Raw genomic sequence first — 24,533 nt, 5'->3', positions numbered from 1 at the left:
CCTCCTCTCCGAGTGATGGTGGAGATCCGCCGCCGCGGAGGGGAGAGCTGCCATGCGAACCCGATTCGGACGAGTCGCGCTGGTCGCGATGCTCACGTTCGGTGTCACCTCGGGACTGGCGACCGCGGGGACTTTAAGCAGCGCCAGCAGTACCTGGGTGGGGACGTGGGAGGCGGCGCCGGCCAGCGGCGTCGACAACACCCCCGGCGGGTACACCAACTACTCGATCCGCAACGTCGTGCACACCACCGTAGGCGGGTCGCAGACCCGGATCCGGCTCAGCAACCGGTGGGGCGCCGCGCCTGTCACGTTCGGTCACGTCACCGTCGGCGTGCAGGCCCGCGTCGGCACCGCCGACGCCGCGTCGCTGGTCAACGTGACCTTTCACGGCAAGACGTCCACCACTGTCGCCGCCGGGGCCGACATCGTCAGCGACGCCGTGCCGCTGCGGGTGCCGTCCAACTCGAACCTGCTGGTCACGACCTACGTGCCGACCCCGTCCGGACCCGTCACCTATCACCCGCTGGCCATGCAGACCTCGTTCTTCACGCCCAACGGCGATCACAGCGGCGACGCCTGGGGCACCGCCTACACCCAGACCACCAACGTGTGGCACTACGTGACCGGCATCGACGTGCTCAGTCCCAACGCCAAGGGCACCGTCGTGGCGTTCGGCGACTCCATCACCGACGGCTACGGCTCCACACCCGATGCCAACCACCGCTGGCCCAACTACCTGTCCGAGCGGATCGGCCAGCGCTACGGCGTGATTGACGCCGGCATCAGCGGCAACCGGCTGCTGCTCGACGGCGGTCCCGCCGGCGAGGCCGCCGTCAAGCGGCTCGACGAGGACGTGCTGTCCCGGACGGACGTGCACAGCATGATCGTGCTGCTCGGCGTCAACGACATCCAGCAGAGCCCGCACCAGCTCGACCCCACCAAGATCGAGGGCGCCTTGCAGGACATCGCCCAGCGGGCCCACGCCCGCGGCATCCGCACCATCGCGTCCACCATCCTGCCGTTCAAGGGCTTCGACACCTGGACCCCGCAGCTGGAGACCGTGCGCCAGGCCGTCAACCAGTGGATCCGCACCAGCGGCGTCTACGACACCGTCGTCGACTTCGACCAGGTCGTCCGCGACCCGTCCGACCCGGAGCGCATGCTTCCCGTCTACGACTGCGGCGACCACCTGCACCCGGGCGACGCCGGCTACCAGGCCATGGCCTACGCCGTCGACCCCAACTCACTCTGACTGGTCGGACGCGGCGCTCGTTCAGCCGAGCGCCGCGTTCGTGTCGGCGGTGGTCATACCGAGTTGTTCGCACGCGTAGAGCAGCTTCTTGTCGCCCGAGGCGAAGACGAACTCCGGCACGGCCAGGCGTTCTGCAGTGGCGCAGTGCATGGCGTCGTAACCCCGCAGTCCGAACTCGTGCGTGAGTACGGCACCTCGGCGGACCAGTGCCTCGGAGAACCCGGTGATGTAGAGGTTGTCGTACACGGAGTCCAGCGCGGCCAGGGCGACGCCGTGCTCCTGGTCGTCGAGCCGACCCATTCGCCGTGCCTTGGCCAACGCGCCTGCGGCCTCGACGTAGATCAGCTGCGAGGCAACTCGCCGATCGGCCTTCTGCCACAGCCTCGTGGCCGCTGCCCGGCCCGGCTCGTCGACAAGCAACGGGACGATCGCGGAAGTGTCGAAATAGCAGATCATCCTCGCTGCTCCGCCACCAGTTCGCTGACCGAGCCGGTCGCCTTGGCGGGCGTCGGGAGCTCGCCCTTGGTGGACCGTGCCGGGCGAACGAGTCCCTCGGCGATCAGCTGCTCCAGTGTGGTCGGCTGTTGGACCGGCACGATCATCGCGATCGGCCGGCCGTGGTCGGTGACGGTCAGCGTGTGGCCCTTGCGGACCTCGGCCAGGTGCCGGCTCAGTCCGTCCCGCAGTTCGCGAATTCCGATGTCCATGACGTCCTCACTCACGTGGCCACTCTAGCGTTCCAAATGTAGCCACGAATGGGTGACTGCGTCCATCGCAGTGGACGGGTGCGAGGATCGCGGCATGTTCGAACCGAAGTCATCGGCGTTCGGCGCGTTCCGGCGGCTGGCCCAGCCCGTGTTCCTGGGGTGTCTGCTGTTCGTCGCACTCGGCCTGGTGGTTCTGCTCCCGGGCGCGCCGGTGACGCTCACGCCGTACGCGCTGATCGCGCCGGTGGTGGGTGTGGTGGGCGCGATGGTCGTGCAGCAGGTGCTGGACCCGCGCAAGGCCCCGGCCAAGCGGCCGGACCGCGAGGCGGTGGTGGAGCTGGCCCGGTCGATGTTCTTCGCCCGGCTGATCACCGGCGAGGCAGCGATCATCGTCGGCCTGGGCGTCGGCGTGGTGGTGAACGACCAGACGCCGCTGCTCGCGGGCCTGGCCACGACGGTGCTGCTGTACACGTGGTGGCTGCGCACCGACAACTTCCTCGTTGCGCTGCACCGGGTGCTGGACCCGGTCGGCGCCGGTCAGCTCACCGACGCCGTCATCAAGCGCTGACGCCGGCCGAACGTGAACTTGTCGGGGGCGCCGTCCAGGAAGCCGCCCATCGGGTCGTCGTCGCCGGTCCGGCGCACCAGGTCCAGTTCCGGCCGGTAGATCTCGCGGATCACCAGCACGCACAGGCCGATCACGGCCAGGTCGCGCAGGCAGACGAAGGTGAGGAACGGCCCGGCGGGCAGACCCTTCTTGTCCGTGCCCAGGTAGAAGAACATGCGCGGCACCCAGACCAGGGCGTCGATCGTCATCCACGCGAGCAGCGGCTTCCAGCGCGGGATCGCCAGCACGGCCAGCGGCACCAGCCACAGCGAGTACTGCGGGCTCCACACCTTGTTGGTCAGCAGGAACGCCGCCACCACCAGCAGGCAGATCTGTGCCAGCCGGGGCCGCGTGGGCGCGGACATCGTCACCCAGGTGATGCCGATGCAGCAGAGGATGAACAGGATCGCGCTGACCGTGTTCAGGATCGTCGGCACCTGGTTCTGCGCGAGGACGCCGTCGAACCCCATCCAGCCCGTGAAGTACTGGACGACGTTGTAGAGCGAGTCGGGGTCGACGCCGCGTTCGGTGTTCAGGCGGAAGAACTCCCACCAGCCGGGCCGGTACAGGAGGTAGATCGGCGCGTTCACCGCGACCCACGTGATCAGCGCCGACGCCGTGGTGGTCCAGCCGGCCTTCATCCGCCCGCCGCGCCAGCAGAGCAGCAGCAGCGGTCCCAGCAGGAACAGCGGATACAGCTTCGCCGCGCCGCCGAGCCCGAGCAGGATGCCCGCCAGCACCGGCTTCTTCTTCGCCCAGGCCAGCAAGCCCGCGGTGGCGAACGCGACCGCGATCGTGTCGAAGTTGGTGAACGCCTGCACGATGACCAGCGGCGACACAGCCACCAGCGCCGCGTCCCACATCCGCCGGCCGGCTATTCGCATCACCGACCACACCACCACCAGCCAGGCCAGGGCCAGGAAGAAGGCGATGAAGTCGAAGTAGGCGACCACCGTCATGGTGAACGGCAGGATCCCGCTGCTGGCGATGGAGATGTAGCCCTGCGCCAGCTTGGCGTTGAACCACTGGAACACGCCCGTCAGCACCGGGTACTCCATGTACCGGATGTGCGCGCTCGGCGTGCCCTGCCCGTCGATCCACGACGTTTTGTACGGGAACGTGCCCGGCTGGTCGAGGCGCTCGGCCGTGTACAGCGGCACGATGTCCGAATAGCACATCGCCACGTACTGCCGGTTGCCGCTCCAGTCCAGCTGGAGGACGCCCTTGTCGTCCTTGTACGTCTGGATGCACGGCGACTTCTGGAGCCAGCCCAGCGCCAGCACCACCACCGCCAGCAGCAGGATCACCCGCGCCGACGTCCAGAACCACTGCCGGCCCACCGACGCGTGCCGGCCGAGCGGCCCGCCGAACGGCCGGCTCAGCGACCGGACCAGCGGCTCCGTCCAGGTGGGCGCGACACGCTCGTCCGGGCCCAGCGACTCGGTGTCCTCCAGCAGGGAGGTGCCGGTCGGCTGCTCGGACTGGTTCCCCTCCGGTTCACCTGACACCCGGCGCATGCTACGGGCACCGACGTGTGCGCTGGGTCAGCGGCAGGTCGCGGCGCGTTCGATCGGGCCGATTGTCGGTTGTGTCCCTCCGCGGCATCACCTGGTCGGGCCTGACGTGGGCGTGGTCAGCACGGCGGATCCCGGAGGAGCCGGGAACTGCTCGACCGGCGCGTTCACCGCCTTGAGGTAGCCGTTCATGAAGGCCTGCCAGATCTTGCCGGGCAGGCCGTTGCCGGCGACGGGGTTGCCGTCCTTGTCGTGGATGGCGTCGTACCGGTCGGAGCCGACCCACACCGCGGCGGCGACCGAGCGGGTGTAGCCGACGGTCCAGGCCTTGGCGTTGTCGGCGCCGGCGAACGGCATGGCACCCGTCTTCACGGCGGTCGGCCACGGCCCGGCCAGCCCGAGCCCGTTCTGCTGCGCGCCGTCGGTCATGGTGGCGGTGACCTGGTCGGCGATCTGCTGGCTGGTGGAACCGAACGCGGCGGCGGCGTCATCCGGACGGCTGATGGCGGCCCCGCCGGAGAAGGTGATCTTGCTGATGAAGTGCGGCGCACGGCGCTGGCCGTCGGCGGCGAGGGTGGCGTAGGCGGCGGCCATGTCGAGCGGCCGCACCTGGGTGGAGCCGCCGCCGGTGGCGATGTTGATGTCCGGGTTGCCGCCGTTCTCCCCGACGAGCAGCTTGGTCCCGTCGACCTCGCCGGGAATGCCGGCCTGGTGCGCGGCGTCGGCGACCGACCTGGTGCTGACCCGGTTGTAGACGAGGTTCGCGAACTCGGTGCTGATCGAGTACTGGAGCGCCTGCGCGAGGGTGCACTTCGGCTGGCACGGATAGTGGTCGGTGGCGTTGGCGATCTGCCGGTTGTCGAACGTCTGCGGCGAGGTCGACGGGAACACCGAACTCGGGCCGATGCCTTGTTGCAGCGCGGCGACGAGGTCGAACGGCTCGAACGCGGTCCCCGGCTGCTGGAGGGTCTGCGCGTTGTCGGTGGTGCCGGGTCCGGCGTTGCCCCAGTAGGCGGTGACGCCGCCGGTCTTGGGATTCACGGCCACCAGCGCCTGCTGAAGCGCCCGCGGCTGACCGTTCATCACACCGGCGACGGCCTGCTCGGCGGCATCCTGAGCCTTGGGGTCGATGGTCGTGTAGATCTTCACGCCCTGCCGCTCGGCCTGGTCCTCGCTGATGCCGAACGGCTGCTGACTGAGCTCGTCAAGCACCTGGTCCTCGATCGCCTCCCGGGTGCCGGTCAGCGTCGTCGGCCGCGCCTTGTCCAGGGCGATCAGCCCCGGCGGCGCGGTGAAGCGGGCCCGGTCGCCCGCCGACAGCCAGCCCTTGTCCACCATCTGTGTCATCACGTTCGTCCAGCGCCGCGACCGGTACGCGCCGTCCTCGCTCTTGCTCGGCCCCTGGATCATGCCGGCCAGCTGCGCCGCCTCGGAAGCGTTGAGCTGATTGAGGTTCTTGCCGAAGTAGGCCTGCGCGCCGGCGGCGATCCCGTACGCGCCGCGTCCGATGTAGACGGTGTTCGCGTACGCCGTGAAGATGTCCTCCTTGGACTTCTCGTTGTTCATCTTGAACGCCGTCACCAGTTCTTCCCACTTGCGGCCCAGCGTGGGGGCGTCGTCACCAGTGGCCGCCTTGACGTACTGCTGGGTGATGCCGGAGCCGCCGCTGTGCCCGCCGGAGAGCTGGATCCACAACGCCCGCACGATCGACTTCACGTCGAAGCCGGCGTTCTCCTCGAAGGTGGCGTCCTCGGCGGCGAACACCGCGTGCTTGACCAGGTCGGGGATCTGCGCGTACGTGACCTTCGACCGGGTGCCGCCGGGGGCGATGTCCACCATTTTGCTGCCGTCGGAGTAGTACAGCGAGACCGTCTGCGTCTCCCGCGCCGCGAGCGTGTCCGGATCGGGCACGTCGACCGTCAGGTAGGTGATCACGAACCCGATCACGGGCACGAGAAAGGCGGCGGACACCAGCACGTAGCACGTGCGCCGGACCCGCCGCCAAACCCGTTTTCTGTTGTCCCGCTTGTCCTCTAGCTGCTCCTCCGCCACATCAGGTCAGACGCCGACCCCCGTGGCGGAGTTGCTCAGCCCGTGGGTACCCCGCCACCGCCCGGACCGCCTCCGCCGCCATGACCGTTCCCGTTGTCGGTGGTCGTGGTGGTGGTCGTCGTGCAGTTGAGGCCGGGGATACAGGGATCGGTCGTCTTGGTGTGCTTGGTGGTCGTCGTCGGCTGGTCTTCGTTGGTCGTCGTGGTGTCGGTCGTCGTGGCGTCGGTGGTGGCGGTCGTCGTGGTCGTCGTGGTCATCCCACTGAAGTTGCCCTTGCCACCGAGGTCCGTGAACGTCGGGAACGGCACGACCGGCTGGCCCTGGAGGTAGGCGTCCATGAACATCTTCCAGATGTACGCGGGCTCCTCACGACCGAAGATGTTGTAGTTCTGCGTCTGGGAACCGATCCGGTTGAGGTAGAAGCCCTTGATCGGCCCGAGGTGGTCGTTGTTGCCCACCCACACCGCGGTCACGACCTGCGGCGTGTAGCCCACCATCCACGCGTTGCCGTTCTCGTTGTGGTCGATGCCGTCCGGGCCGATGTAGCCGGCGGTGCCGGTCTTCGCGGCGACCGGGCGGTTACCGGACAGGCTGGCGCACTGCGTGTGGGCCAGGTCGGCGCAGGAGCTGCCCGCCACCTTCAGCATCGACTCCGTGACGTTGCGGGCCAGCTGCGCGTTGTGCTGCGCGTTCGCCTTGTCGAACGCCGGCGTCGGCGTCAGCTTCGGGTTGGCCTTGGCGTCGTACTTGGTGTCGCCGTTGCTGTTATCGATCTTCGTGATGAAGTGCGCCGGGATGTACATGCCGTTGTTGGCCAGCGTGGCGTAGCCCTGGGCCATGTCCAGCGGCCGCACCTCGTACTGGCCGATGCCGATACCGTCGGCCGGCCCGTTGCTGCCGATCGCCTGGAGCGACGGCACCGTCTGGTTGCCGAAGGTCTGCGTCGGGGCGATGCCCGCGGCCAGCGCCGCCTTGCGCACGTTGGTCGGGCCGACGTCGTCGGTCATCTTGTAGAACACCGTGTTGATCGACAGCGTCATCGCGGTCTGGACCGAACACGGCTCCGTCGGGCACTCCTCGCCGTCGGAGTTGTTGATGGTGACCTTGTCCTGGCCCTGACCGAACTGCTGCGGGCCCTTGCCGTTGTACAGCGACTGGAGGCCGATCTGCGGGTTGTTCTGCATGCCGGCCATGAACACGAACGGCTTGAACGACGAGCCCGGCTGGTTCGGGGTGACTGCCATGTCGTAGCTGAACTTCTTCGGATCGGGGCCGCCGTACCAGGCCACGATGCCGCCGGTCTGCGGGTCGATCGACACCTGCGCCGACGCGATGCTCGGATTGTGCGGGGTGTCCTTGGCCATCACCGTCTGGTTGGCGGTGACCGCCTTGTCCATCGCCGCCTTGTCGATGGTGGTGTAGATCTTCGCGCCCTCCTGCTGGAGGGCGGGCCGGTCGAGGCCGGCGAAGTCCTGCTTGCCCGCCTCGTCGATGATCTGCCGGACCACGAACGTCGTCGGGCCGGGCAGCGCGCCGCCGTCGTCGCTGTTGTTCGGGATCGGCTTCGGCTGCTGCGGGTACTTGGCCCGGTCGGCCTGGCTGATCCAGCCGTTGGCGACCATCCGGCCCATCGTGTACGTCCAGCGGTCGTTGGTGTGCGCCGGGTCCTCGTTGAGGCTTGGCACGTTGATGCAGCCGGCGAGAAACGCGGCCTCGGACGGGTTGAGGTCGCCGACGTTCTTGCCGAAGTAGGCCTGCGCCGCGGCCTGGATGCCGTACGCGCCGCGGCCGAAGTAGACGATGTTGAGGTAGGACTCCATGATGTGGTCCTTGGACTGGACCTGGTTCATCTTGATCGACTGCACCAGCTCGACCCATTTACGGCTGTACGTGTGGTCCTCGTTGCCGGTGGCCTTCTTCACGTACTGCTGCGAGATGCCCGAACCACCGCCGCCGTTGCCGCGCAGCTGGTTCAGCACGGCGCGGCCGATGCCCTTGATGTCGAAGCCGCTGTTGGTCTCGAACGTCTCGTCCTCGGCCGCCTCGACCGCGTGCTGCACCATCTTCGGGATCTTGTCGATGGTCAGATACGTGCGGTCGCCGCCGCTCTGCGGGCCGAGCGAGGCCATCACGCTGCCATCTTTGTAGTAGATGGTCATGGTCTGCTGCTGGCTCAGCGCCGTCTGCGGGTCCGGCGGCGTGACGAGGAAGTACGTGATGATGAACGCGACGATGGGGCCGACGAAGCCGACGGCGGCCAGCACGTAGGCGGTGCGGCGGACCCGGCGCCAGATGCGCTTCTTGCGCAGCGTCGCCTCGTCGTACTCGTTGTCCAGGTACTCGTCGGGCTCGATGAAGTCGTTGGCACCCGGCGGCAGGTCGTGCTCGCGGTGCGTCATCAGCTCCGGCTCGCGCTGGTACTCCTCGTGCACCGGCGGCAGCATGTCCGTGGGCTGGTTGAACGGGGTGCGCTGGGTCGGCGCGTTCGGGCCGCCGCCGCGCTGGCCGGGGCCGGGCGGCCGGCCGCCCATCCCGTTCGGACCGGGACCGACAGGGCGCCCGCCCCGACCCATCGGGGGCTGCTGCGGACCACCAGGGCCACCGGGACCGCCCGGGCCCATCGGGCGGCGGGGCGGCTGCTGTGGGTAGCCCCGCGGCGGGGTGTTGGGACCCCGCATGGTCGGCTGCTGTCCGGGCGGCACCGGCGGTCGACCGCCGGGCCCTCGACTCGTCGGCTGGTCACCCGGCCACGCCGGCTGACCGCCGCCCCGGCGGCCGGGTTGCTCCGACTCGTCGAAGCTCGGCCACTGGGCCTCGTCACCACGCTCGTCACTCACCAAACGGCCTTCCAGATCGGTACCCACCAGGTAGGCAACCAGTCGTGCACGTCCATCGTCTCTACTGTTAGACGCCGCTGCTCAGGAGGGTGTTCACTCCGCAGCGGTGCGCCGACGCGGCTTGCGTGCGCGCAAGCCGCCCGTCCCCAGGACGTATGACTGCACCAGGTGGTTCCAACTACATGTACGGCAAACTTCGACGACGTACACGGTGAACTCCTCGTACAGGGAGCTCATCCGGTCCAGTTCGTCCGGTGTGCGCGCCGAACCCGCTATGTGCTTGAGCTCGTCGCCGTAGACCCAGGACACCAGGGTCAGCTGCTCCTTGCGGCACACCGGGCAGCTCGTCTCCGTCGGCTGCCCATGGAACTTCGCGGCCCGCACCAGGTACGGGCTCGCGTCGCAGACCTCCATCGTGCCGACCCGGCCCGAGTAGACCTCCGCGAGCAGCGCACGGCGCTGCAACGCGTAGTCCACCACCTGCCTCTGGGTCCGCACGCACAACAGAGTACGTGGCGCCTCCTGAGCCCTGATGGGCCGTTCAGGGCAGTGCCCGGCCACGCTGTGTCACCCGCGCCACAACAACAGGTCGGCGACAGGTCGCCATGAGAGGCTGAAAAGCCGGGCTGACCAGCGATGGAACAGCACGTGCTCAGCGTCGCGTTGGCAGTGGTAATGCCAACCACACCGAGGAGGAGTCCGGATGAGTGTGCGGGTAGCCATCGTGGGTGTCGGCAACTGCGCCGCATCCCTGGTTCAGGGGGTGCACTACTACCGTGACGCCGAGCCGGGGACCAGGGTGCCCGGCCTGATGCATGTCCAGTTCGGCGACTACCACGTGCGGGACGTGGAGTTCGTCGCCGCGTTCGACGTGGACGCCAAGAAGGTCGGTCTCGACCTGTCCGAGGCGATCGTGACCAGCGAGAACAACACGATCAAGATCGCCGACGTGCCGCCGCTCGGGGTGACCGTGCAGCGCGGCCACACCCTGGACGGCCTCGGCCGGTACTACCGGGAGACCATCGACGAGTCCGACCAGGAGCCGGTCGACGTGGTGCGGGCGCTGCGCGAGGCCCAGGTCGACGTGCTGGTCTCCTACCTGCCGGTCGGCTCCGAGGAGGCGGACCGGTTCTACGCCCAGTGCGCCATCGACGCCCGCGTCGCCTTCGTCAACGCGCTGCCGGTGTTCATCGCCTCCGACCCGGCCTGGGCGGCCAAGTTCACCGAGGCCGGCGTGCCGATCGTCGGCGACGACATCAAGTCGCAGGTCGGGGCGACCATCACGCACCGGGTGCTGGCCAAGCTGTTCGAGGACCGCGGGGTGCTGCTCGACCGCACCATGCAGCTCAACGTCGGCGGCAACATGGACTTCAAGAACATGTTGGAGCGGGACCGGCTGGAGTCGAAGAAGATCTCCAAGACGCAGTCGGTGACCTCGCAGGTGGACCGTGACCTGGGCGCCCGCAACGTGCACATCGGGCCGTCGGACTACGTGCAGTGGCTGGACGACCGCAAGTGGGCCTACGTCCGCCTGGAGGGCCGCGCCTTCGGCGACGTGCCGCTCAACCTGGAGTACAAGCTGGAGGTCTGGGACTCCCCCAACTCCGCCGGCATCATCATCGACGCCGTCCGCGCGGCCAAGATCGCCCTCGACCGCGGCATCGGCGGCCCGATCCTGTCCGCGTCATCCTATTTCATGAAGTCGCCGCCGGAGCAGTACTCCGACGCGCAAGCGCACGACGCCGTGGAGAAGTTCATCCGCGGCGAGCTGGAGCGTTAGGGCACGTCCGGCCGCCCGCGGGGCGGGCGGCCGGACACAGTAGCTGGTGTCGCCCATTCGGGTGCTGGCAGGATGCTCGGGTGCGGATCCTGATGCCCTTGCCGGATCACGACTTCGACGTCACCGAGGTGGCGGTGCCGTGGCGGCTGCTGACCGACGCCGGCCACCAGGTCGTGTTCAGCACGGAGCGGGCCGGCACCAGACCGGCGGCGGATCCGCGGCTGCTCACCGGCGTGATCTTCGGGCAGCTGGGCGCCGAGCCGGAGCCGAAGCGGTTCTATCAGGAGCTCGAGGCGGATCCCGGGTTCGTGGGGACGGTCGCGTGGGAGGCGATCGAGCCGTCCGAGTACGACGGATTGGTGCTGGCCGGCGGCCACGCGCCGGGCATGCGGCAGTACCTCGGCAGCGAGGTCCTGCACGCCAAGGTCGCGGACTTCTGGCGGCTGGAGCGGCCGGTGGGCTCGATCTGCCACGGCCCGATCGTGCTGGCCCGCGCGGGGGTGCTGGCGGGTCGGCGCACGACGTGTCTGCCGAAGTACATGGAGCGGATGGCGTACTACGGGACTGCGTGGAAGCTGGGACGCTACTACCGGACGTATCCGCTGTACGTCGAGGACGAGGTGCGCCAGGCCGGCGCGAGATTCGAGAGAGGGCCGTTCGCGGGGTCGGCGAGAGGCACGGCCACCGACGACGGTCCGGCCTTCACGGTGCAGGACGGCAACTACCTCTCGGCCCGCTGGCCGGGGGACGCCTACCTGTTCGCGCGCCGGTTCGATCAGCTGCTCACGACCTGACGTGCGGGAGGTGTGGCTCGACCCGGACGACCCCCAGCTGAGCTGGGACGGACTGGTCGAACTTCGACGCGCCGGCGACTGGTGGCAGCCGTGGCGGCTGCCGGCGGACCGGATCCCGACGCCGAGGCTGGCGGCGTTGGCCAGGATGCCGGCTGGGGTCCGCGTCGGTCTGCGCACGGACGCCCGCCTGCTGTCGGTGCCGCTGTTCGGCGACCCGGACTACTCCTCGCCGGTGGACGTGGTGGTCGACGGTCAGCTGGCGCACCGGATGGCGGTCAAGCCGGGCGAGCAGGTGCTGACCGTGGCATTGCCGGGCCAGCCGGCCAACGTGGACGTGTGGCTGCCGAACTACGGCCGCACCCAGGTCGGCAGCCTGCGGCTGGCGGCGCACAGCATGGTTCGGCCGCTGAGCCGGACCGGTCCGCACTGGGTGGCGTACGGCAGCGCGATCACGCAGTGCCGGCTGGTGGACGGCCCGAGCCAGACCTGGCCGGCGGAGTTGGCGCGGCGGCACGGGTGGCGGCTGACCTGCCTGGGCTTCTCCGGCGAATGCCATCTCGATCCGGTGGTCGCGCAGACGATCCACGAGCAGTGTCCCGACCTGGTGACGCTGTGCGTCGGCGTGGACATCCACCACGCGGCGAGCTTCAGCCGGCGGACCCTCGGTCCGGCGCTGGAGTCCTTCCTGGACGTGATCGCGGACCAGCCGGTCGTCGTGATCACCCCGCCGCTGGCGCCGGCCCGGGAGGACGAGGTCAACGCGCTGGGTCTGACCCTGGCCGATATTCGCGGCCTGGTCGCGGAGGCGGCCGGCGGCGTGCACGTGATCGACGGGCGCGATCTGGTGTACGCGGATCTGGTGGTCGACGGCCTGCACCTCGGCCCGGACGGCTACCAGTCGCTGGCGGACCGGATCTCGCCGCTGCTGGCGGCGGAGCTGGTTCAGAAGCCGGCGGCGGCGTACTCGGCGTAGTCGGTCGGTGGGGCTACGTCGACGCGGCTGCACTCGGAGTTGTTGGCGCGCGTCTTCGGCCACTGCGTCAGGTAGTAGATCTGCCGACCGGTCTTGCGCGCCGCCTGCGCGAAGCCGGCCGCAGCGTCCTTGTCGTTGTAGTAGGCCTCGCCGATGATCACCGGCTGGGTGGTGAGACCCTGCTGCCGCAATTGGTTGTCGTTGTAGGTGAACTGCGCGGCCTCGTCGCCGTAGATGTGCAGGTCCAAGATGGACGGTGGCGCGCTGCCGTAGATCTTGGACACGTTGAGCACCTGGCCGGGATCGTTGCCGTAGATGGAGAAGCCGACGGTGTCGGCGCGGCCGAAGGCGGCTGTGTAGGTCTGCCACAGCTGCTGGTCGTAGCGCAGCACCAGGGGCTCGTTGTTGCCGGACGCGGTGAGTTCGCTGCCCAGGTCGAGGTGGAACGGCACGCCGGCGGCGGCGAGGATCGGGTGCAGCGACTGGATGAGCTGCCAGTTCTCCTGGTACATGGCTTCCTGCCAGGTGTCCCAGGTGCTGGGGTCGTTGCCGTCGGAGGGATGCAGCACGACCGTGATCTCGGCGAAGCCGGCCTGCTTGACGTCGGCGAGCAGACCGGCGAGGTTCTCCTGGTCCTGTGGGGGAAGCCGGCCGCCGGTGGAGTCCATGGCGGTGCCGTTGTCCGCGCCGTGGTGGTGGTAGACGCCGATGGACAGCCGGTTCTGGCCGCTGCGCTTCAGGCCGGCCAACTGGTAGGCGATGATCGTCGGCGCCTTGTTGAACGCGTCGACCACTTGGTACGGCTGGTAGTAGCAGCCGTCCAGGTAATAGAAGTCGTAGTTCGAGCCGCCGGAGACGGCCGGCGACGCGACCGGATCGGCCGCCGCCGGGACGGCGAGCGCCGCCGCGAGCAGGACGACCGTCGCGACGACCAGTGCCCGTGTGCGCATGACGGAATCCCTCCCGTCCGGTCGCCGCCATTGATCTTCCGAGCCTGACACCGTCGCCGGGATCCGACCGCCGGACGGCGGCCGATTTCACCGCTTCGGGTGGGTTTTCGCAGGTTAGGCGGCGTGGTTGCGGGTGAAACAAAACGCGGTCGGCGCTCTCGATGCTCATATGCGCACCTGTGCACGTCCATCCGAACTATGGCCGTTCGACCGAACGAGTTAGCTTGGGGATCATGACGCCTCGACCGACCGCCCTGATCACCGGCGCCTCCCGCGGCATCGGCGCCGCCGTGGCCGCCGCGCTTGCTCCCACCCACCACCTGCTGCTCGGCGGCCGCGACGTCGAGGCGCTCAAGGCCGCGGCCGCCACTTTCCCGTCCGCCACGCCGTGGCCGGTCGAGCTCACCGATTCCGAGGCCGTCGCCGAGGCCGCCGCCGCGATCGACCGGCTTGACGTGCTCGTGCACAGCGCCGGCGTGGCCAAGCTCGGGTCGCTGGCCGAGACGCCGGTCGAGGTGTGGCGGACCACGTTGGAGGTCAACGTCGTCGCCGTCGCCGAGCTGACGCGCCTCCTGCTGCCCGCGCTGCGCGCCGCCGCCGGCCAGGTCGTGCTCATCAACTCCGGCGCCGGCCTGCGCGCCAACCCCAACTGGGGCGCTTATGCCGCTAGCAAGTTCGCCCTGCGGGCCTTCGCCGACGTCCTGCGCGCCGAGGAGCCGCAGCTTCGCGTCACCACCGTGTACCCCGGTCGGACCGCCACTGACATGCAGCGCGCCGTCCGCGAGAGCGAGGGCGGCGAGTACCGCCCCGACGACTACCTGACCCCCGAGTCCGTGGCCCAGGCCGTCACCTTCGCCCTGCTCGCGCCGCCGGACGCCCACGTCCAGGACGTCAACGTGCGCTCTCGATCGCACTAGTCCTGCGGACGTGGGTGTCGAGTAGTTCGAGCAGCCGGACCGCGGCGGGGTGATCGGCGACCGCATCGCGGACCCGGACGGAGATGCTCCGCCGCGGTGTGGGGTTCACGATCGGCACGGCGACGGTGGAGGCCGGCAGCGCGCCGAGGCCGAGCCGGGGGATCACGGTGATGCCCATGCCCTCGGCCACGAACTTGATCGCGGTCGGGTAGTCCTGGGTCTCGATGTGGAAGGCCGGGCTGAAGCCGACCGTTGAGCAGGCGTCGAGCACCGCCTGCCGGCACGCGCCACGGGCCACGTCGTTGTCCACCCAGGCCTCGTCGCGCAGCTCCGCCAGGTCCACCTCGATCCGGTCGGCCAGCGCGGAACCCTGCGGCACCACGGCGAAGTACGGCTCGGTGAGCAGGGACCGCACCCGATAGCCCCTGATGTCGGCGGGCTCCGTGCCGTCGACGAAGATCTCGACGTCCGGCGGGCCGGCGTCCGCTCCGACCAGTTCGATCAGCCGCAGGTCCAGACGGAGCCCGGGGAACTCGCGGGCCAGCGTGGCGACCATGGGCGGGATCCAGACCGCCCCGGCGGAGGCGAAGTAGCTCACGGACAGCGCTCCGACCCGGCCCGCCCGCAGGTCGGACACGACCGATTCCAGCTCGGCGATCCGTTCGAAGACCCGGGCCGCCTGCGCCGCCACGGTGCGGCCGGCCGCCGTCGGCTCGATGCTCCGGCCGGTGCGTTGCACCAGCGTGAGCCCGGTTTCCTTCTGCAGCGCGGTGATGTGCTGGCTGATCGCCGACGGGGTGTAGCCGAGGCTGGTCGCGGCGCCGCGGATGGATCCGTCCGCCACGACCGCGCGCAGCACGCGAAGCCGGTGAATGTCCACGCTGCAACACTACAGTGCGACTGAACAATGCGGCAGTTTTTCTCGCTTGTGCTTACGCTTTCGGCGGGCCATCGTCAAAGACATGCCGACCAAATACCGCGCCGTGGCCGCCGTCCTGACGACAGTGCTGCTCTGGGCCTCCGCTTTCGTGGTCATCCGCGCCGTCGGCGAGGACCTCTCCCCCGGATCGCTGGCCTTCGCGCGGCTGGCCGTCGGCACGGTCGCGCTCGCAGTGGTGGCCCTCCGCTACCGCCGCCCGCTGCCCCGTGGGCGGGCACTCGCCTTCGTGCTCGGCTACGGCGTGCTGTGGTTCGCCGGCTACACCGTCGTGCTCAACTGGGCCGAACGGCATCTGGACGCCGGCACCGCCGCGCTGCTGGTCAACGTCGCGCCGATCCTGGTCGCCGTGGTCGCCGGCGTCGTGTTCCGCGAAGGCTTCCCCCGACCGGTCATGATCGGCATGCTCGTCGCCTTCACCGGCGTCCTCGTGATCGCCGTCGGCGGTGACGGCGGCGGTGTGGTCGACACGCTGGGCATCGTGTTGGGCCTGGTCACCGCCGTGCTCTACGCCGCAGGGGTGTTGATGCAGAAGGTCGCATTGCGCTCCGTCGACGCGGTCACCGCGACCTGGGTCGGCTGCGCCGCCGGCCTGGTCGCCACACTGCCGTTCGCCCCGCAGGCCGTGGTCGAACTCGCCCACGCCTCCGGTGGGTCGATCGCCGGCGTCGTCTTCCTGGGCGTCGGACCCACCGCGATCGCATTCACCACGTGGGCGTACGCCCTGGCCCGGACCGACGCCGGTCGCATGGCCGCCACGACGCTGTGCGTCCCCGGCATCGCCGTGCTGGTGTCGTGGGTGACGCTCGGCGAGGTGCCGACGGCCCTCGGCCTGATCGGCGGCGCCCTGTGCCTTGCCGGCGTGGCCATCAGCCGCCGCAAGCCCCGAGTCGTCGAAACGGCCGCCCCGCAGGTCCCGGCGGAATCCTGCGAAGCGGCCGCTTAGTCAGGCGTCCGCCAGCAGGCGGTGGGTGACCTTGCGGACCTCCGCCGCCGCCGCGGCGCGGTCGACCTGCGTGGCCTCGCCGTCGGCGACGACCTGGGAGCCGGCGACCCAGACCTCGCGCACACGCCGTGAGCCGGCGGCCCAGACGAGGTTGGACAGGAGTTGGGCGTCGGGGACGTCGAGGCCGGCGGCGAAGGCGGGGTCGTCGAGGTCTATGTGCACGAGGTCGGCACACGCGCCGGGGGCGAGGGTGCCGAGGTCGTCACGGCCGATGGCGGCGGCGCCGCCACGGGTGGCCATGAGCAGGGACTGAGCGGCGGTGAGGGCGGCGGCGTCGGCGGACGAGAGCCGGGCGAGCATGGCGGCGAGCTGGATCTCCTGCCAGAGGTCGAGGTCGTCGTTGCTGGCGGGACCGTCGGTGCCGAGGCCGACCTGCACGCCATGGCGGCGCAGGTCCAGGAGCCGAGCGGTGCCGGAGGCCAGCTTGGCGTTGGAGCCGGGGCAGTGGGCGACGCCGACGCCGCCGGCGGCGTAGAGCTGAATGTCCACATCGGACAGATGGACGGAGTGGGCGGTCAGCACCCGGCCGCCGAACACCCCCAGCGAATTGAGCAGCAGCGGCACGGAGCCGTGGGCCTCCCGCACGGCCTGATCCTCGGCGAGGGACTCGGCTACGTGGATGTGCAACAGAGCCCCTCGCTGCCGGGCCTCGGCGGCGATGACGGGCAGCGCCTCGGCGGGCAGCGTGTACGCGGAGTGCGGCCCGTAGCCGAGCTCGATCCGCTCCCCGGGCCCGAACCGCAGCCCGTCCGCGTCGATCCACGCGCTGATCTGGTCGGTCATGTGCAGCCAACTGCCGAGCCGGTCCCAGCCGGGCGCGGCGATCACGGCCGGCGTGAGCACGACCCGCGAACCGACCTCCAGCACCGACTCGACGATGGACTCGGCGTAGAAGTACATCTCGACGCTGGTGGTCACGCCGTGCCGAAGCATCTCCAACGCCCCGAGCCGCATGCCGGCCCGCACGTCGTCGCCGTCGAGGCGCCCCTCGGCAGGCCAGATGACGTCCTGGAGCCACGCCATGAGCGGCAGGTCGCCGCCCATCCCACGCAGCACGGTCATGGGGCTGTGCGCATGGGCGTTGATCAGACCGGGCATCAGGATGCCGGGCAGATCCCGTACGGGCAGCGAGATCTCCGGCGCGTTGGAGGCGGGCCCGACGTAGCCCAGCCGCCCGTCGGCGCCGACGTCGACGACCGCGTCGCGGACGACGGAGCAGGCGGCGTCGCAGGGCAGCACAACCGGGGCACGGAGCCGGAAAGCCTCAACCATGACGGGATTCTGTCATCCGCCCAGCGGCAGCTCGGCGGCCACCGTCCAGCCGCTGCCGCCGTTCGGACCGGCGCTGAACCGGCCCCCGAGCAGCTCGACCCGCTCCCGCATGCCGACGAGCCCGAAGCCGCCGGACCCGCCGACGGGGCTGCTGTGCTGGCCGGTTCCGTCGTCGGCGACCCGCACCAGCACGGCGCCGTCGTCGGTGCGCACGTCCACATCGATCCGGCTGACGCCGGCGGCGTGCTTGCGGGCGTTGGTCAGCGACTCCTGCACGAGCCGGATCACGGACTGCGCCAGCTCGGGCGGCACGGGGTCGGCGAGCTTCACCTCGAGCCGCACGGGCCCACCGACCTGCTCGACGGTGCGCCGGATCTGGGCCTCCAGCTCGTCGTTGTCACGGCTGGTGGGCGAGGCCTCGGTGCCGCGCAGGGTGCCGACGAGGCGGCGCATGGCGGTCAACGCCTCGTGCCCGCTGGCGGTGATGATCGGTAGCACCTGCCGGGCGGCCTCGGGGTTCTGGTCGGCGATGGCCTGGGCGGCCTGCGAGTGCACGACGATGCCGGTGACGTAGTGCGCGACGACGTCGTGCAGCTCCCGGGCCAGAGCCAGCCGCTCGGCCTGCTGCGCGGCGGCAACGGAGGCGGACTCGGCCTGACGGCGTTCCCGGTCGCGGGCGCGGAAGTACAGGCCGGTGCCGATGGCGACCGCGAAGCAGACACCCCATACGGTGCCGACGTTCACCAGCTCCAACGGTGCGGAGTCGGGGACGCTGTCGTTGTCGAGGTAGACCGCGACCAGGTTCGACGCGATCAGGGCCAGGGTGCCCACCGCGGCCCGGCCCCGCGTGGCCTGCCGCACCACGATCGCGACCATCGCCATGCCGGCGGCCAGCGGGATGATGTCGCCGCCGATCTGCACGTGGCCGAGCCAGTGCACGAGCAGCGCGCTCGCGAAGATGGTGATCGAGGCGGCCAGCGCGGCGTCGAACGGGCGGCGCGGCGAGATCACGGCCAGCACGAACAGGATCAGGTCGAACGGCAGCTGCCACCACAGGCCGGGGTCCAGCCCGCGCCACTCCACCATCTGCAACAGCATCAGCAGCACGAGTGCGGTGGCCAGCGGCCACTGGCGGCGGGCCAGCGCCCGCCAGCCGAGGTACCCGTTCTCCACGTCGGACACCGTAGGGCGTAGCCGGGGCCACCGCCGTCAACCCGTGGGCTGGCGCCCTGTCAGACCTGCGGCGTAGCCGGGATCGAGTCCGCGGGCCGACGCCCGATGACGCACCGCACGGCGAGGCTTGAGGCAACGTCGGAGAAAGAGGTGCGAGATGTTCTCGATGGTCATGACCTGGAGCGGCGCGGTGGTCGGCATGTTGGTGCTGGCGGTCATGGTGGTCACGGGCCTGCTGGTCGACAGCGAGCAGACCAAGTAAGCACCCCTCAGCCCAACTGCTTGCGCAGCAGGGCCGCGAGCCGACCGCCGTGCGGCTCGGTGTCGACGGCGTCGGCGAACCGCGCCGGGGCGCCCTGCCTGGCCCGCTGCGCCGTCGTCGAGTCGATCCGGAACGCCGGCCGGTTGCCGCCGGCCCGCTGCCGCGATCGCAGCCACGCCAGCCGGTGCAGCGCCTCGGCATGGTGATCGGTGATCGTCACCTGGGCGGCGTCGAACGAGTGGAGCACCGCTCGGTTCAGCTCGACGGTCGCCCGGTCCCGCCACAGCGTCCGCTCGGTGCGGGTGTCCAGCCCGAGCCGCGCGGCGACCTCCCTGGCCACCGCATACGCGCCCTCGTCGGCCAGGCTGCGGGTGCCGATCTCGGCCCCGACGAACCAGCTGTTGAACGGCGCCGCCGGATAGGTCACGCCGCCGATCACCAGGCGCATGTTGCTGATCACCGGCACGGCGTGCCAGCGCAGCCCGAGCTCGACGAACCACGCCAGGTCGGGGTGCTCCAGCGGCACCTCCTGGATCATGTCCCGCGGCACCGTGAACAGCTGCGGTCCCTCGTGCGCGGTCTCCACCACCAGCGGCAGATGGTCGAACCGGCCGCGCTGGGTCGGCGGCCGCCAGCCCATGTTCGTGACGGCGGCGGTGAAGTCGGCGTACCGCGGATCGCCGACGACCTTGCCGTTGGCGTCCCGATAGCCGGCGTACCGCACGAGCTGCTCGTTCCAGATGCACGGCCCGGGCGTGGACGGCGTGTCCGGCGCGAACACCGTGACCAGCGGCTGGATCTGGCCGCCGTTGGTGGACAGCCGCAGGTGCTGCACGCATTCGGCGGCGACCGCGGCCGCGTTGCGCAGGCCGCGCAGGTCGCGGACCTTGAGCCGGCGCCACGGCACGCCGCTGGTGCACCAGCCGCTGTCCCGCAGCGCCACCCGGGCGCCGTAGGCGAGCTCCTGGGGCGTGTGCCGGTAGGTGCCCGTGTCGGCGATCTCGGTGCGTACGGTCGTGAGGCGCTGGCTCACCGGCCCGGCCTCCGGGTGCGCGTCGTGGAACATGCGGAGGAACTCCTCGGCGGCGTCGAGATCGACGCAGTCGAGGGCAGGGAGGGTTGCCAGAGCCGTCACGGTCGGCAACCGTAACCGCCGCCCGGCCTCACTCGTCACTGCCAGAAGGGGCACACGTCGGCCTAGTGGATCTCCCCCCGAAAGGGTGAGCGTTAGACCGAGAGTGGCCGACTCGACCGCAGGGCGTCGCAGCTTGATTACCTGGTCGGGTGACCTAGTCGACCTTGGCGAACATCAGGTCGTGGCTGATCCGGCCCTCCTCGACGGCCCGGTTCTCGAACTTGGTGACCGGCCGCCAGTCGGGTCGGGGCGCCCACCCGCCCGGCTCATCCGCGTACACGTTGCGCAACCGAGTCTCGTCGCTACACACGGTCATCATCTGCTCCGCGTACTCCTCCCAGTCGGTGGCCATGTGGAACACACCGCCGGGCACGAGCCGGGACGCCACCAGAGCGACGAAGTCGGGCTGCACGATGCGCCGCTTGTGGTGCTTGGCCTTGGGCCACGGGTCCGGGAAGAACAGCCGCACGCCGGCCAGCGACGCCGGCTCCAGGTGCTCGGTCAGCACGGTGACGGCGTCGCCCCGCAGCAGCCGGAGCGTGTCCACCTCCAGGACGTCGGCCCGCAGGATGAGCTGGGCCAGACCCGGCTTGTACACCTCGACGGCGAGGTAGTTGAGCTCCGGCTGCGCGGCAGCCAGCTGCGAGGTGGTCTCGCCCATCCCGGACCCGATCTCCAGCAGCACCGGCGCCGGCCGGCCGAACCACTCGTCCAGCGCGAGCGGGCCGGGCGGCAGCTCCTTCACCTCGCGGCCCAGTTCGGGCCACCGGGTGTCCCAGGCGCGCTGCTGGCCGACCGTCATGCGCTCGCCGCGCTGGACGTAGGAGACGATGGAGCGGTGGTGCGGTGGACGCTGCTCGGCCTGATTCGGGTCTGACTGTCTCACGGTTGCATGACTCTTCCAGATCAGGTCGCCTCGATGTCGTCCAGCCTGCTCCGGAGGTCGTCGACGCCGCGGACCGCGGTCCGCTTGGGCACGGCGCCACGGTGCGCCGGCAGCACGTCCAGCCAGCCGCGGTGGCGGGCGGTGAACAGCACGGTGGTGGGCACGGTCGGCGCCTCGCCGGCCGCGTACACCTCGGACGGCACGTACTCCCAGTAGCCGTCCTCCCAGGGCACGTAGACCCAGCCCGGCCGGGCGGCGAGCAGCTCGCCGACCTCGTCCTCCATCCGGAAGGCGGCCTTGCGGGTGGGCAGCCCGCCGGCGGCCAGCGCCCGCAGCCACCAGGGCGCGGGCAGTTCGGGCTCGAACTGGCTGAGCACCCGGTACAGGCCGACGACCTGTCGTTCGGGGGCCCGGTGGATCCAGGCGCGACGGATGTCCTCGGGTCCGGCGGCGTCGTCCCGGACGCCTGCCAGCTCGACCGCCTGAGACCACTCCAGCGTGGCCATCGGCTCCACCCGCACGCTCTTGCGTGTGTTGCGACGTGGGTGCGAATCGGTCACCGCCACCGCTCACCTCCATGGGCTGCCTGACGGGATAATTCGATCCGATCACTTCTGGCGGCGCTTCGCACGTTCCTGTGCGGGAGTTCACGTGGTCTTCATGCAGTTATTACGCCATTCGAGCGGCCGAACCACCGATCACGACTTGGTCTGGACCAAACGGCGGTCAACCGGCGTGGTGCGCCACCGCGTCCTCAGTGTGGCGCAGGTACGCCTCCTCCAGCGAGCCCCGCCTGGGACTGAGCTCGTGCAGCACCACGCCGTGGGCGGCGGCCACCTCGCCGATCTCGGCGGCGTCGAGGCCGACCACGACAAGTGCGCCAGGCTCATGTCGGACCGTCGCACCCTTGTGGACCAATGCCGTCTGCAAACGTTCCACCTGAGCGGTGCGAACTCGCACCGACGACTCGGTCGCCTCGCTGATGAATTGGGCAGTGGGACATTGCGCGATCAACCGTCCGCGGCCGATCACGATCAGCTCGTCGGCGGTCTGCGCCATTTCCGCGAGCAGGTGGCTGGACACCAGCACGGTCCGCCCGTTGTCGGCCATCGTGCGCATCAGCTTGCGCACCCAGGCGATGCCCTGCGGGTCCAGGCCGTTGACCGGCTCGTCGAACAGCAGCACCCGCGGGTCGCCCAGCAGCGCACCGGCGATGCCCAGCCGCTGCGACATGCCCAGCGAGAAGTCGCCGGCCGGACTGCGCGCCGCCTTGGCCAGCCCGACCAGGTCCAGCACCTCGTCGACGCGCGTGCGGGGAAGGTCGGCGGCCCGGGCCAGCCAGCGCAGGTGGTTGCGCGCGGTGCGGTGCGGGTGCACCCACTTCGCGTCTAGCAGGCCGCCGACCACGCGTAACGGCCGGCGCAGCTCCCCGAACCGCTTGCCCTCGATCAGCACGAACCCGGTGTCGGGCCGGTCCAGGCCGAGCACCATCCGCATGGTGGTGGACTTGCCGGCGCCGTTGGGCCCGAGGAAGCCGGTGACCACACCGGGCCGCACGGTGAAGGTCAAATCGTCCACGGCGACGGTCCGGCCGTAGCGTTTGGTCAGACCCACCGCTTCGATCATGTCCGCATGATCCCAGGGAACAGGAAATGGTGGTGGACCAGGCGGTCCGGGTGTCGGCAAGGGTCCGGGCCGCCCCCCGATCGGCGGTCCGGACCCTCGCCCGAGTGGGCCCCGATTCCCACTCGTTCCCCAGCCCCTGTACCCGTGAGACGACACACGTGCGCCGTCATGACGCGGTTCAGGCGTCTCTTTTTTCGACCACTGCGAGAGCGGCCACCAGCAGGGCGGCGGCGATCGCCGCGAAGTAGGCCAGACCGCCCCACGGGCCGTAGGGCAGGCCCCGGTCCGCGGTGCTCGCGAACTGGCTCGCGGCCACGAACGGCATCCAGTCGTGCAGCCGGTCGCCCACCCGCGGAATGATCTCCACCAGCTGCTCGACCAGCAGCGGGAACACCAGCAGGATGGCCACCGCCGCGGCGCTCTGGCGCAGCAGCGCGCCCACCGCGACGGCCAGCACGGCGGCGATCGCGTACACCAGGCCCATGCCGGCGATCTGCCGCCACTCGGCGGCGGTGTGGATGTCGGTGTCCGGGCTGTGCGCGATCAGCTTGGCCACGCCCCAGGACCCGAACGACGACACCTCCCCGACCAGACCGGCGACGATCGCCAGCACGGTGGCCTTGGCCAGCAGCGCGCGGCTACGACTGGACACCGCCTGGAACGTGGCCCGCATCGTGCCGAAGCGGTACTCGGTGGTGACCGACAGCGTGGCCATCACCATGATCACGGTCAGGCCCAGGATGTACATGGTCTGCGTGCTCGACGGCGTCGGCCCCTCGCCGGCGTGGTCGAGCATGGTGAGGCCGGCGGTGACGCCGATGGTCAGCACCAGCGCGGTCGCGATGCACCACACCGGCGCACGCGTGGAGAAGAGCTTGATCCGCTCGACGGCCAGCAGCGTCACGACACGGTCACCTCGTCCGACTGGTACTCGACCGCGTGACCGGTCAAGCGCATGAACGCCTCCTCAAGCGAACCCTGCTGCGGGCTCAGCTCGTGCAGCACGACGCCGTGCGTCGCGGCCATCTCGCCGATCTGGTCGCTGCTGCCGCCGCTGATCACCAGCGCGTCATCGTCCGTGATACGCACCGACATGCCCCACTGGGTCAGCACCTCCACCAGGCGCTCGGCCTGCGGGCTGCGCACCAGCACGGTGGTCTCGGTGGCCCCGTTGACGAAGGCGTCGACGGTGCCCTGGGAGATCAACTGTCCGCGGCCGATGACGATCAGGTCCTCGGCGGTCTGCGCCATCTCCGACAGCAGGTGACTGGACACCAGCACGGTGCGCCCCTCGGCGGCCAGGCCCTGCATGATCCGGCGGATCCACAGGATGCCCTCCGGGTCCAGGCCGTTGACCGGCTCGTCGAACAGCAACACCTGCGGGTCGCCCAGCAGCGCGGCGGCGATGCCCAGCCGCTGAGACATGCCCAGCGAGAACGTCCCGGCCCGCTTGTCGGCAACGGTCGTCAGCCCGACCTGCGCCAGTACCTCGTCCACCCGGGCCCTGGGCAGTTGGCTGGCCCGCGCCAGCCAGCGCAGGTGGTTGCGGGCCGAGCGGTTGGGATGCACCCACTTCGCGTCCAGCAGCGCGCCGACCGTGCGCATCGGGTGCCTGAGCTCGTGATACGGCCGGCCGTCGATCAACACCCGGCCCTCGGTCGGCCGGTCGAGGCCCAGGATCATGCGCATCGTCGTCGACTTGCCGGCGCCGTTCGGCCCCAGGAAGCCCGTCACCCGGCCCGGCCGGACCGTGAACGACAGGTCCCGCACCGCCACGGTCCGCCCGTAGCGTTTGGTCAGGCCGATTGCCTCGATCATGGTGCAAGCATGCCGGGGCCGGAAGTCAGCCGGCA

Annotated in this window: 23 protein-coding genes; 7 read left to right on the top strand and 16 right to left on the bottom strand. The window is 70.1% G+C overall.

Annotated features, from left to right (window positions below; genetic code table 11):
* Positions 1 to 52 precede the first annotated feature (52 nt).
* Positions 53 to 1,252, top strand: a complete 1,200-nt coding sequence (locus BCF44_RS12305) for an SGNH/GDSL hydrolase family protein (protein ID WP_116174387.1) — start codon at positions 53 to 55, stop codon at positions 1,250 to 1,252.
* Positions 1,253 to 1,273: 21 nt separating this feature from the next.
* Here BCF44_RS12305 and BCF44_RS12300 read toward each other — a convergent pair whose 3' ends face one another.
* Positions 1,274 to 1,708: a type II toxin-antitoxin system VapC family toxin gene (locus BCF44_RS12300; protein ID WP_116174386.1), complete on the bottom strand. Its 435-nt coding sequence runs from the start codon at positions 1,706 to 1,708 to the stop codon at positions 1,274 to 1,276.
* A complete protein-coding gene (locus tag BCF44_RS12295) occupies positions 1,705 to 1,974 on the bottom strand; it encodes a type II toxin-antitoxin system Phd/YefM family antitoxin (RefSeq protein WP_211353006.1) in 270 nt (89 codons plus the stop codon). Before BCF44_RS12295 ends, BCF44_RS12300 begins: the two co-directional genes overlap by 4 nt.
* A gap of 79 nt (positions 1,975 to 2,053) precedes the next feature.
* Here BCF44_RS12295 and BCF44_RS12290 point away from each other — a divergent pair, with 79 nt between their 5' ends.
* Positions 2,054 to 2,527, top strand: a complete 474-nt coding sequence (locus BCF44_RS12290) for a hypothetical protein (RefSeq protein WP_116174384.1) — start codon at positions 2,054 to 2,056, stop codon at positions 2,525 to 2,527.
* Here BCF44_RS12290 and BCF44_RS12285 read toward each other — a convergent pair.
* From BCF44_RS12285 to BCF44_RS12270, 4 genes are all read right to left on the bottom strand, one after another.
* On the bottom strand, positions 2,497 to 4,074 hold the full coding sequence (locus tag BCF44_RS12285) for a glycosyltransferase family 87 protein (protein WP_246014981.1): 1,578 nt from the start codon (positions 4,072 to 4,074) through the stop codon (positions 2,497 to 2,499). The two genes, BCF44_RS12290 and BCF44_RS12285, sit on opposite strands and share 31 nt — an antisense overlap.
* 96 nt (positions 4,075 to 4,170) lie before the next feature.
* A complete protein-coding gene (locus BCF44_RS12280) occupies positions 4,171 to 6,132 on the bottom strand; it encodes a transglycosylase domain-containing protein (protein WP_147328472.1) in 1,962 nt (653 codons plus the stop codon).
* A 35-nt stretch (positions 6,133 to 6,167) separates the two neighbouring features.
* Entirely contained in the window at positions 6,168 to 8,663 is a 2,496-nt protein-coding gene (locus BCF44_RS12275) for a transglycosylase domain-containing protein (protein ID WP_170217514.1), read from the bottom strand.
* 399 nt (positions 8,664 to 9,062) lie between these two features.
* Positions 9,063 to 9,467 (bottom strand): DUF5318 domain-containing protein, encoded by a 405-nt coding sequence (locus BCF44_RS12270; protein ID WP_116174380.1) that lies wholly within the window; start codon positions 9,465 to 9,467, stop codon positions 9,063 to 9,065.
* Between the two features lie 205 nt (positions 9,468 to 9,672).
* On the opposite strand from BCF44_RS12270, the gene BCF44_RS12265 reads away from it, so the two are divergent.
* The 3 genes from BCF44_RS12265 to BCF44_RS12255 all read left to right on the top strand — a co-directional run bounded on the left by BCF44_RS12265 (position 9,673) and on the right by BCF44_RS12255 (position 12,516).
* Positions 9,673 to 10,749, top strand: coding sequence for an inositol-3-phosphate synthase (locus BCF44_RS12265; RefSeq protein WP_116174379.1), 1,077 nt, complete (start codon positions 9,673 to 9,675; stop codon positions 10,747 to 10,749).
* 80 nt (positions 10,750 to 10,829) lie between these two features.
* Positions 10,830 to 11,543, top strand: coding sequence for a type 1 glutamine amidotransferase domain-containing protein (locus BCF44_RS12260; protein WP_116174378.1), 714 nt, complete (start codon positions 10,830 to 10,832; stop codon positions 11,541 to 11,543).
* Between the two features lies 1 nt (position 11,544).
* Positions 11,545 to 12,516: a GDSL-type esterase/lipase family protein gene (locus BCF44_RS12255; protein ID WP_116174377.1), complete on the top strand. Its 972-nt coding sequence runs from the start codon at positions 11,545 to 11,547 to the stop codon at positions 12,514 to 12,516.
* On the opposite strand, the gene BCF44_RS12250 is transcribed toward BCF44_RS12255, so the two are convergent.
* Positions 12,486 to 13,466, bottom strand: coding sequence for a hypothetical protein (locus BCF44_RS12250; protein WP_116174376.1), 981 nt, complete (start codon positions 13,464 to 13,466; stop codon positions 12,486 to 12,488). The genes BCF44_RS12255 and BCF44_RS12250 overlap by 31 nt on opposite strands.
* 233 nt (positions 13,467 to 13,699) lie before the next feature.
* Here BCF44_RS12250 and BCF44_RS12245 point away from each other — a divergent pair, with 233 nt between their 5' ends.
* Positions 13,700 to 14,383 carry an SDR family oxidoreductase gene (locus BCF44_RS12245; RefSeq protein WP_116174375.1) on the top strand — a complete coding sequence of 228 codons (684 nt, stop codon included), beginning with the start codon at positions 13,700 to 13,702 and terminating at the stop codon, positions 14,381 to 14,383.
* Here BCF44_RS12245 and BCF44_RS12240 read toward each other — a convergent pair.
* The gene (locus tag BCF44_RS12240; RefSeq protein WP_116174374.1) at positions 14,358 to 15,263 is read right to left on the bottom strand and encodes a LysR family transcriptional regulator; all 906 of its coding nucleotides are present in this window, start codon (positions 15,261 to 15,263) and stop codon (positions 14,358 to 14,360) included. The two genes, BCF44_RS12245 and BCF44_RS12240, sit on opposite strands and share 26 nt — an antisense overlap.
* An 82-nt stretch (positions 15,264 to 15,345) precedes the next feature.
* Here BCF44_RS12240 and BCF44_RS12235 point away from each other — a divergent pair, with 82 nt between their 5' ends.
* Positions 15,346 to 16,266, top strand: coding sequence for a DMT family transporter (locus BCF44_RS12235; protein ID WP_116174373.1), 921 nt, complete (start codon positions 15,346 to 15,348; stop codon positions 16,264 to 16,266).
* On the opposite strand, the gene BCF44_RS12230 is transcribed toward BCF44_RS12235, so the two are convergent.
* The 8 genes from BCF44_RS12230 to BCF44_RS12195 form a co-directional block, all read right to left on the bottom strand.
* The gene (locus BCF44_RS12230; protein WP_116174372.1) at positions 16,267 to 17,598 is read right to left on the bottom strand and encodes an amidohydrolase family protein; all 1,332 of its coding nucleotides are present in this window, start codon (positions 17,596 to 17,598) and stop codon (positions 16,267 to 16,269) included. It abuts the gene before it with no gap.
* A gap of 12 nt (positions 17,599 to 17,610) precedes the next feature.
* Positions 17,611 to 18,771, bottom strand: a complete 1,161-nt coding sequence (locus BCF44_RS12225; protein ID WP_116174879.1) for a sensor histidine kinase — start codon at positions 18,769 to 18,771, stop codon at positions 17,611 to 17,613.
* Positions 18,772 to 19,040: 269 nt separating this feature from the next.
* Positions 19,041 to 20,168: a nitric oxide synthase oxygenase gene (locus tag BCF44_RS12220; protein ID WP_342775591.1), complete on the bottom strand. Its 1,128-nt coding sequence runs from the start codon at positions 20,166 to 20,168 to the stop codon at positions 19,041 to 19,043.
* 154 nt (positions 20,169 to 20,322) lie between these two features.
* Positions 20,323 to 20,970, bottom strand: a complete 648-nt coding sequence (gene trmB / locus BCF44_RS12215; RefSeq protein ID WP_246015068.1) for a tRNA (guanosine(46)-N7)-methyltransferase TrmB — start codon at positions 20,968 to 20,970, stop codon at positions 20,323 to 20,325.
* 104 nt (positions 20,971 to 21,074) lie between these two features.
* Entirely contained in the window at positions 21,075 to 21,614 is a 540-nt protein-coding gene (locus tag BCF44_RS12210) for a hypothetical protein (RefSeq protein ID WP_246014980.1), read from the bottom strand.
* Positions 21,615 to 21,780: 166 nt separating this feature from the next.
* Positions 21,781 to 22,680, bottom strand: coding sequence for an ATP-binding cassette domain-containing protein (locus BCF44_RS12205; protein ID WP_116174368.1), 900 nt, complete (start codon positions 22,678 to 22,680; stop codon positions 21,781 to 21,783).
* A 178-nt stretch (positions 22,681 to 22,858) separates the two neighbouring features.
* A complete protein-coding gene (locus BCF44_RS12200) occupies positions 22,859 to 23,584 on the bottom strand; it encodes a hypothetical protein (protein WP_116174367.1) in 726 nt (241 codons plus the stop codon).
* Complete coding sequence (locus tag BCF44_RS12195; RefSeq protein WP_116174366.1) at positions 23,581 to 24,498, bottom strand: ABC transporter ATP-binding protein; 918 nt, start codon at positions 24,496 to 24,498, stop codon at positions 23,581 to 23,583. The genes BCF44_RS12200 and BCF44_RS12195 overlap by 4 nt, the downstream gene beginning before the upstream one ends.
* Positions 24,499 to 24,533: the final 35 nt, after the last annotated feature.

The sequence above is a fragment of the Kutzneria buriramensis genome, from assembly GCF_003387475.1.
In the GTDB taxonomy this organism is placed as follows: domain Bacteria; phylum Actinomycetota; class Actinomycetes; order Mycobacteriales; family Pseudonocardiaceae; genus Kutzneria; species Kutzneria buriramensis.
This window is presented reverse-complemented; position numbering and strand designations above follow the sequence as displayed.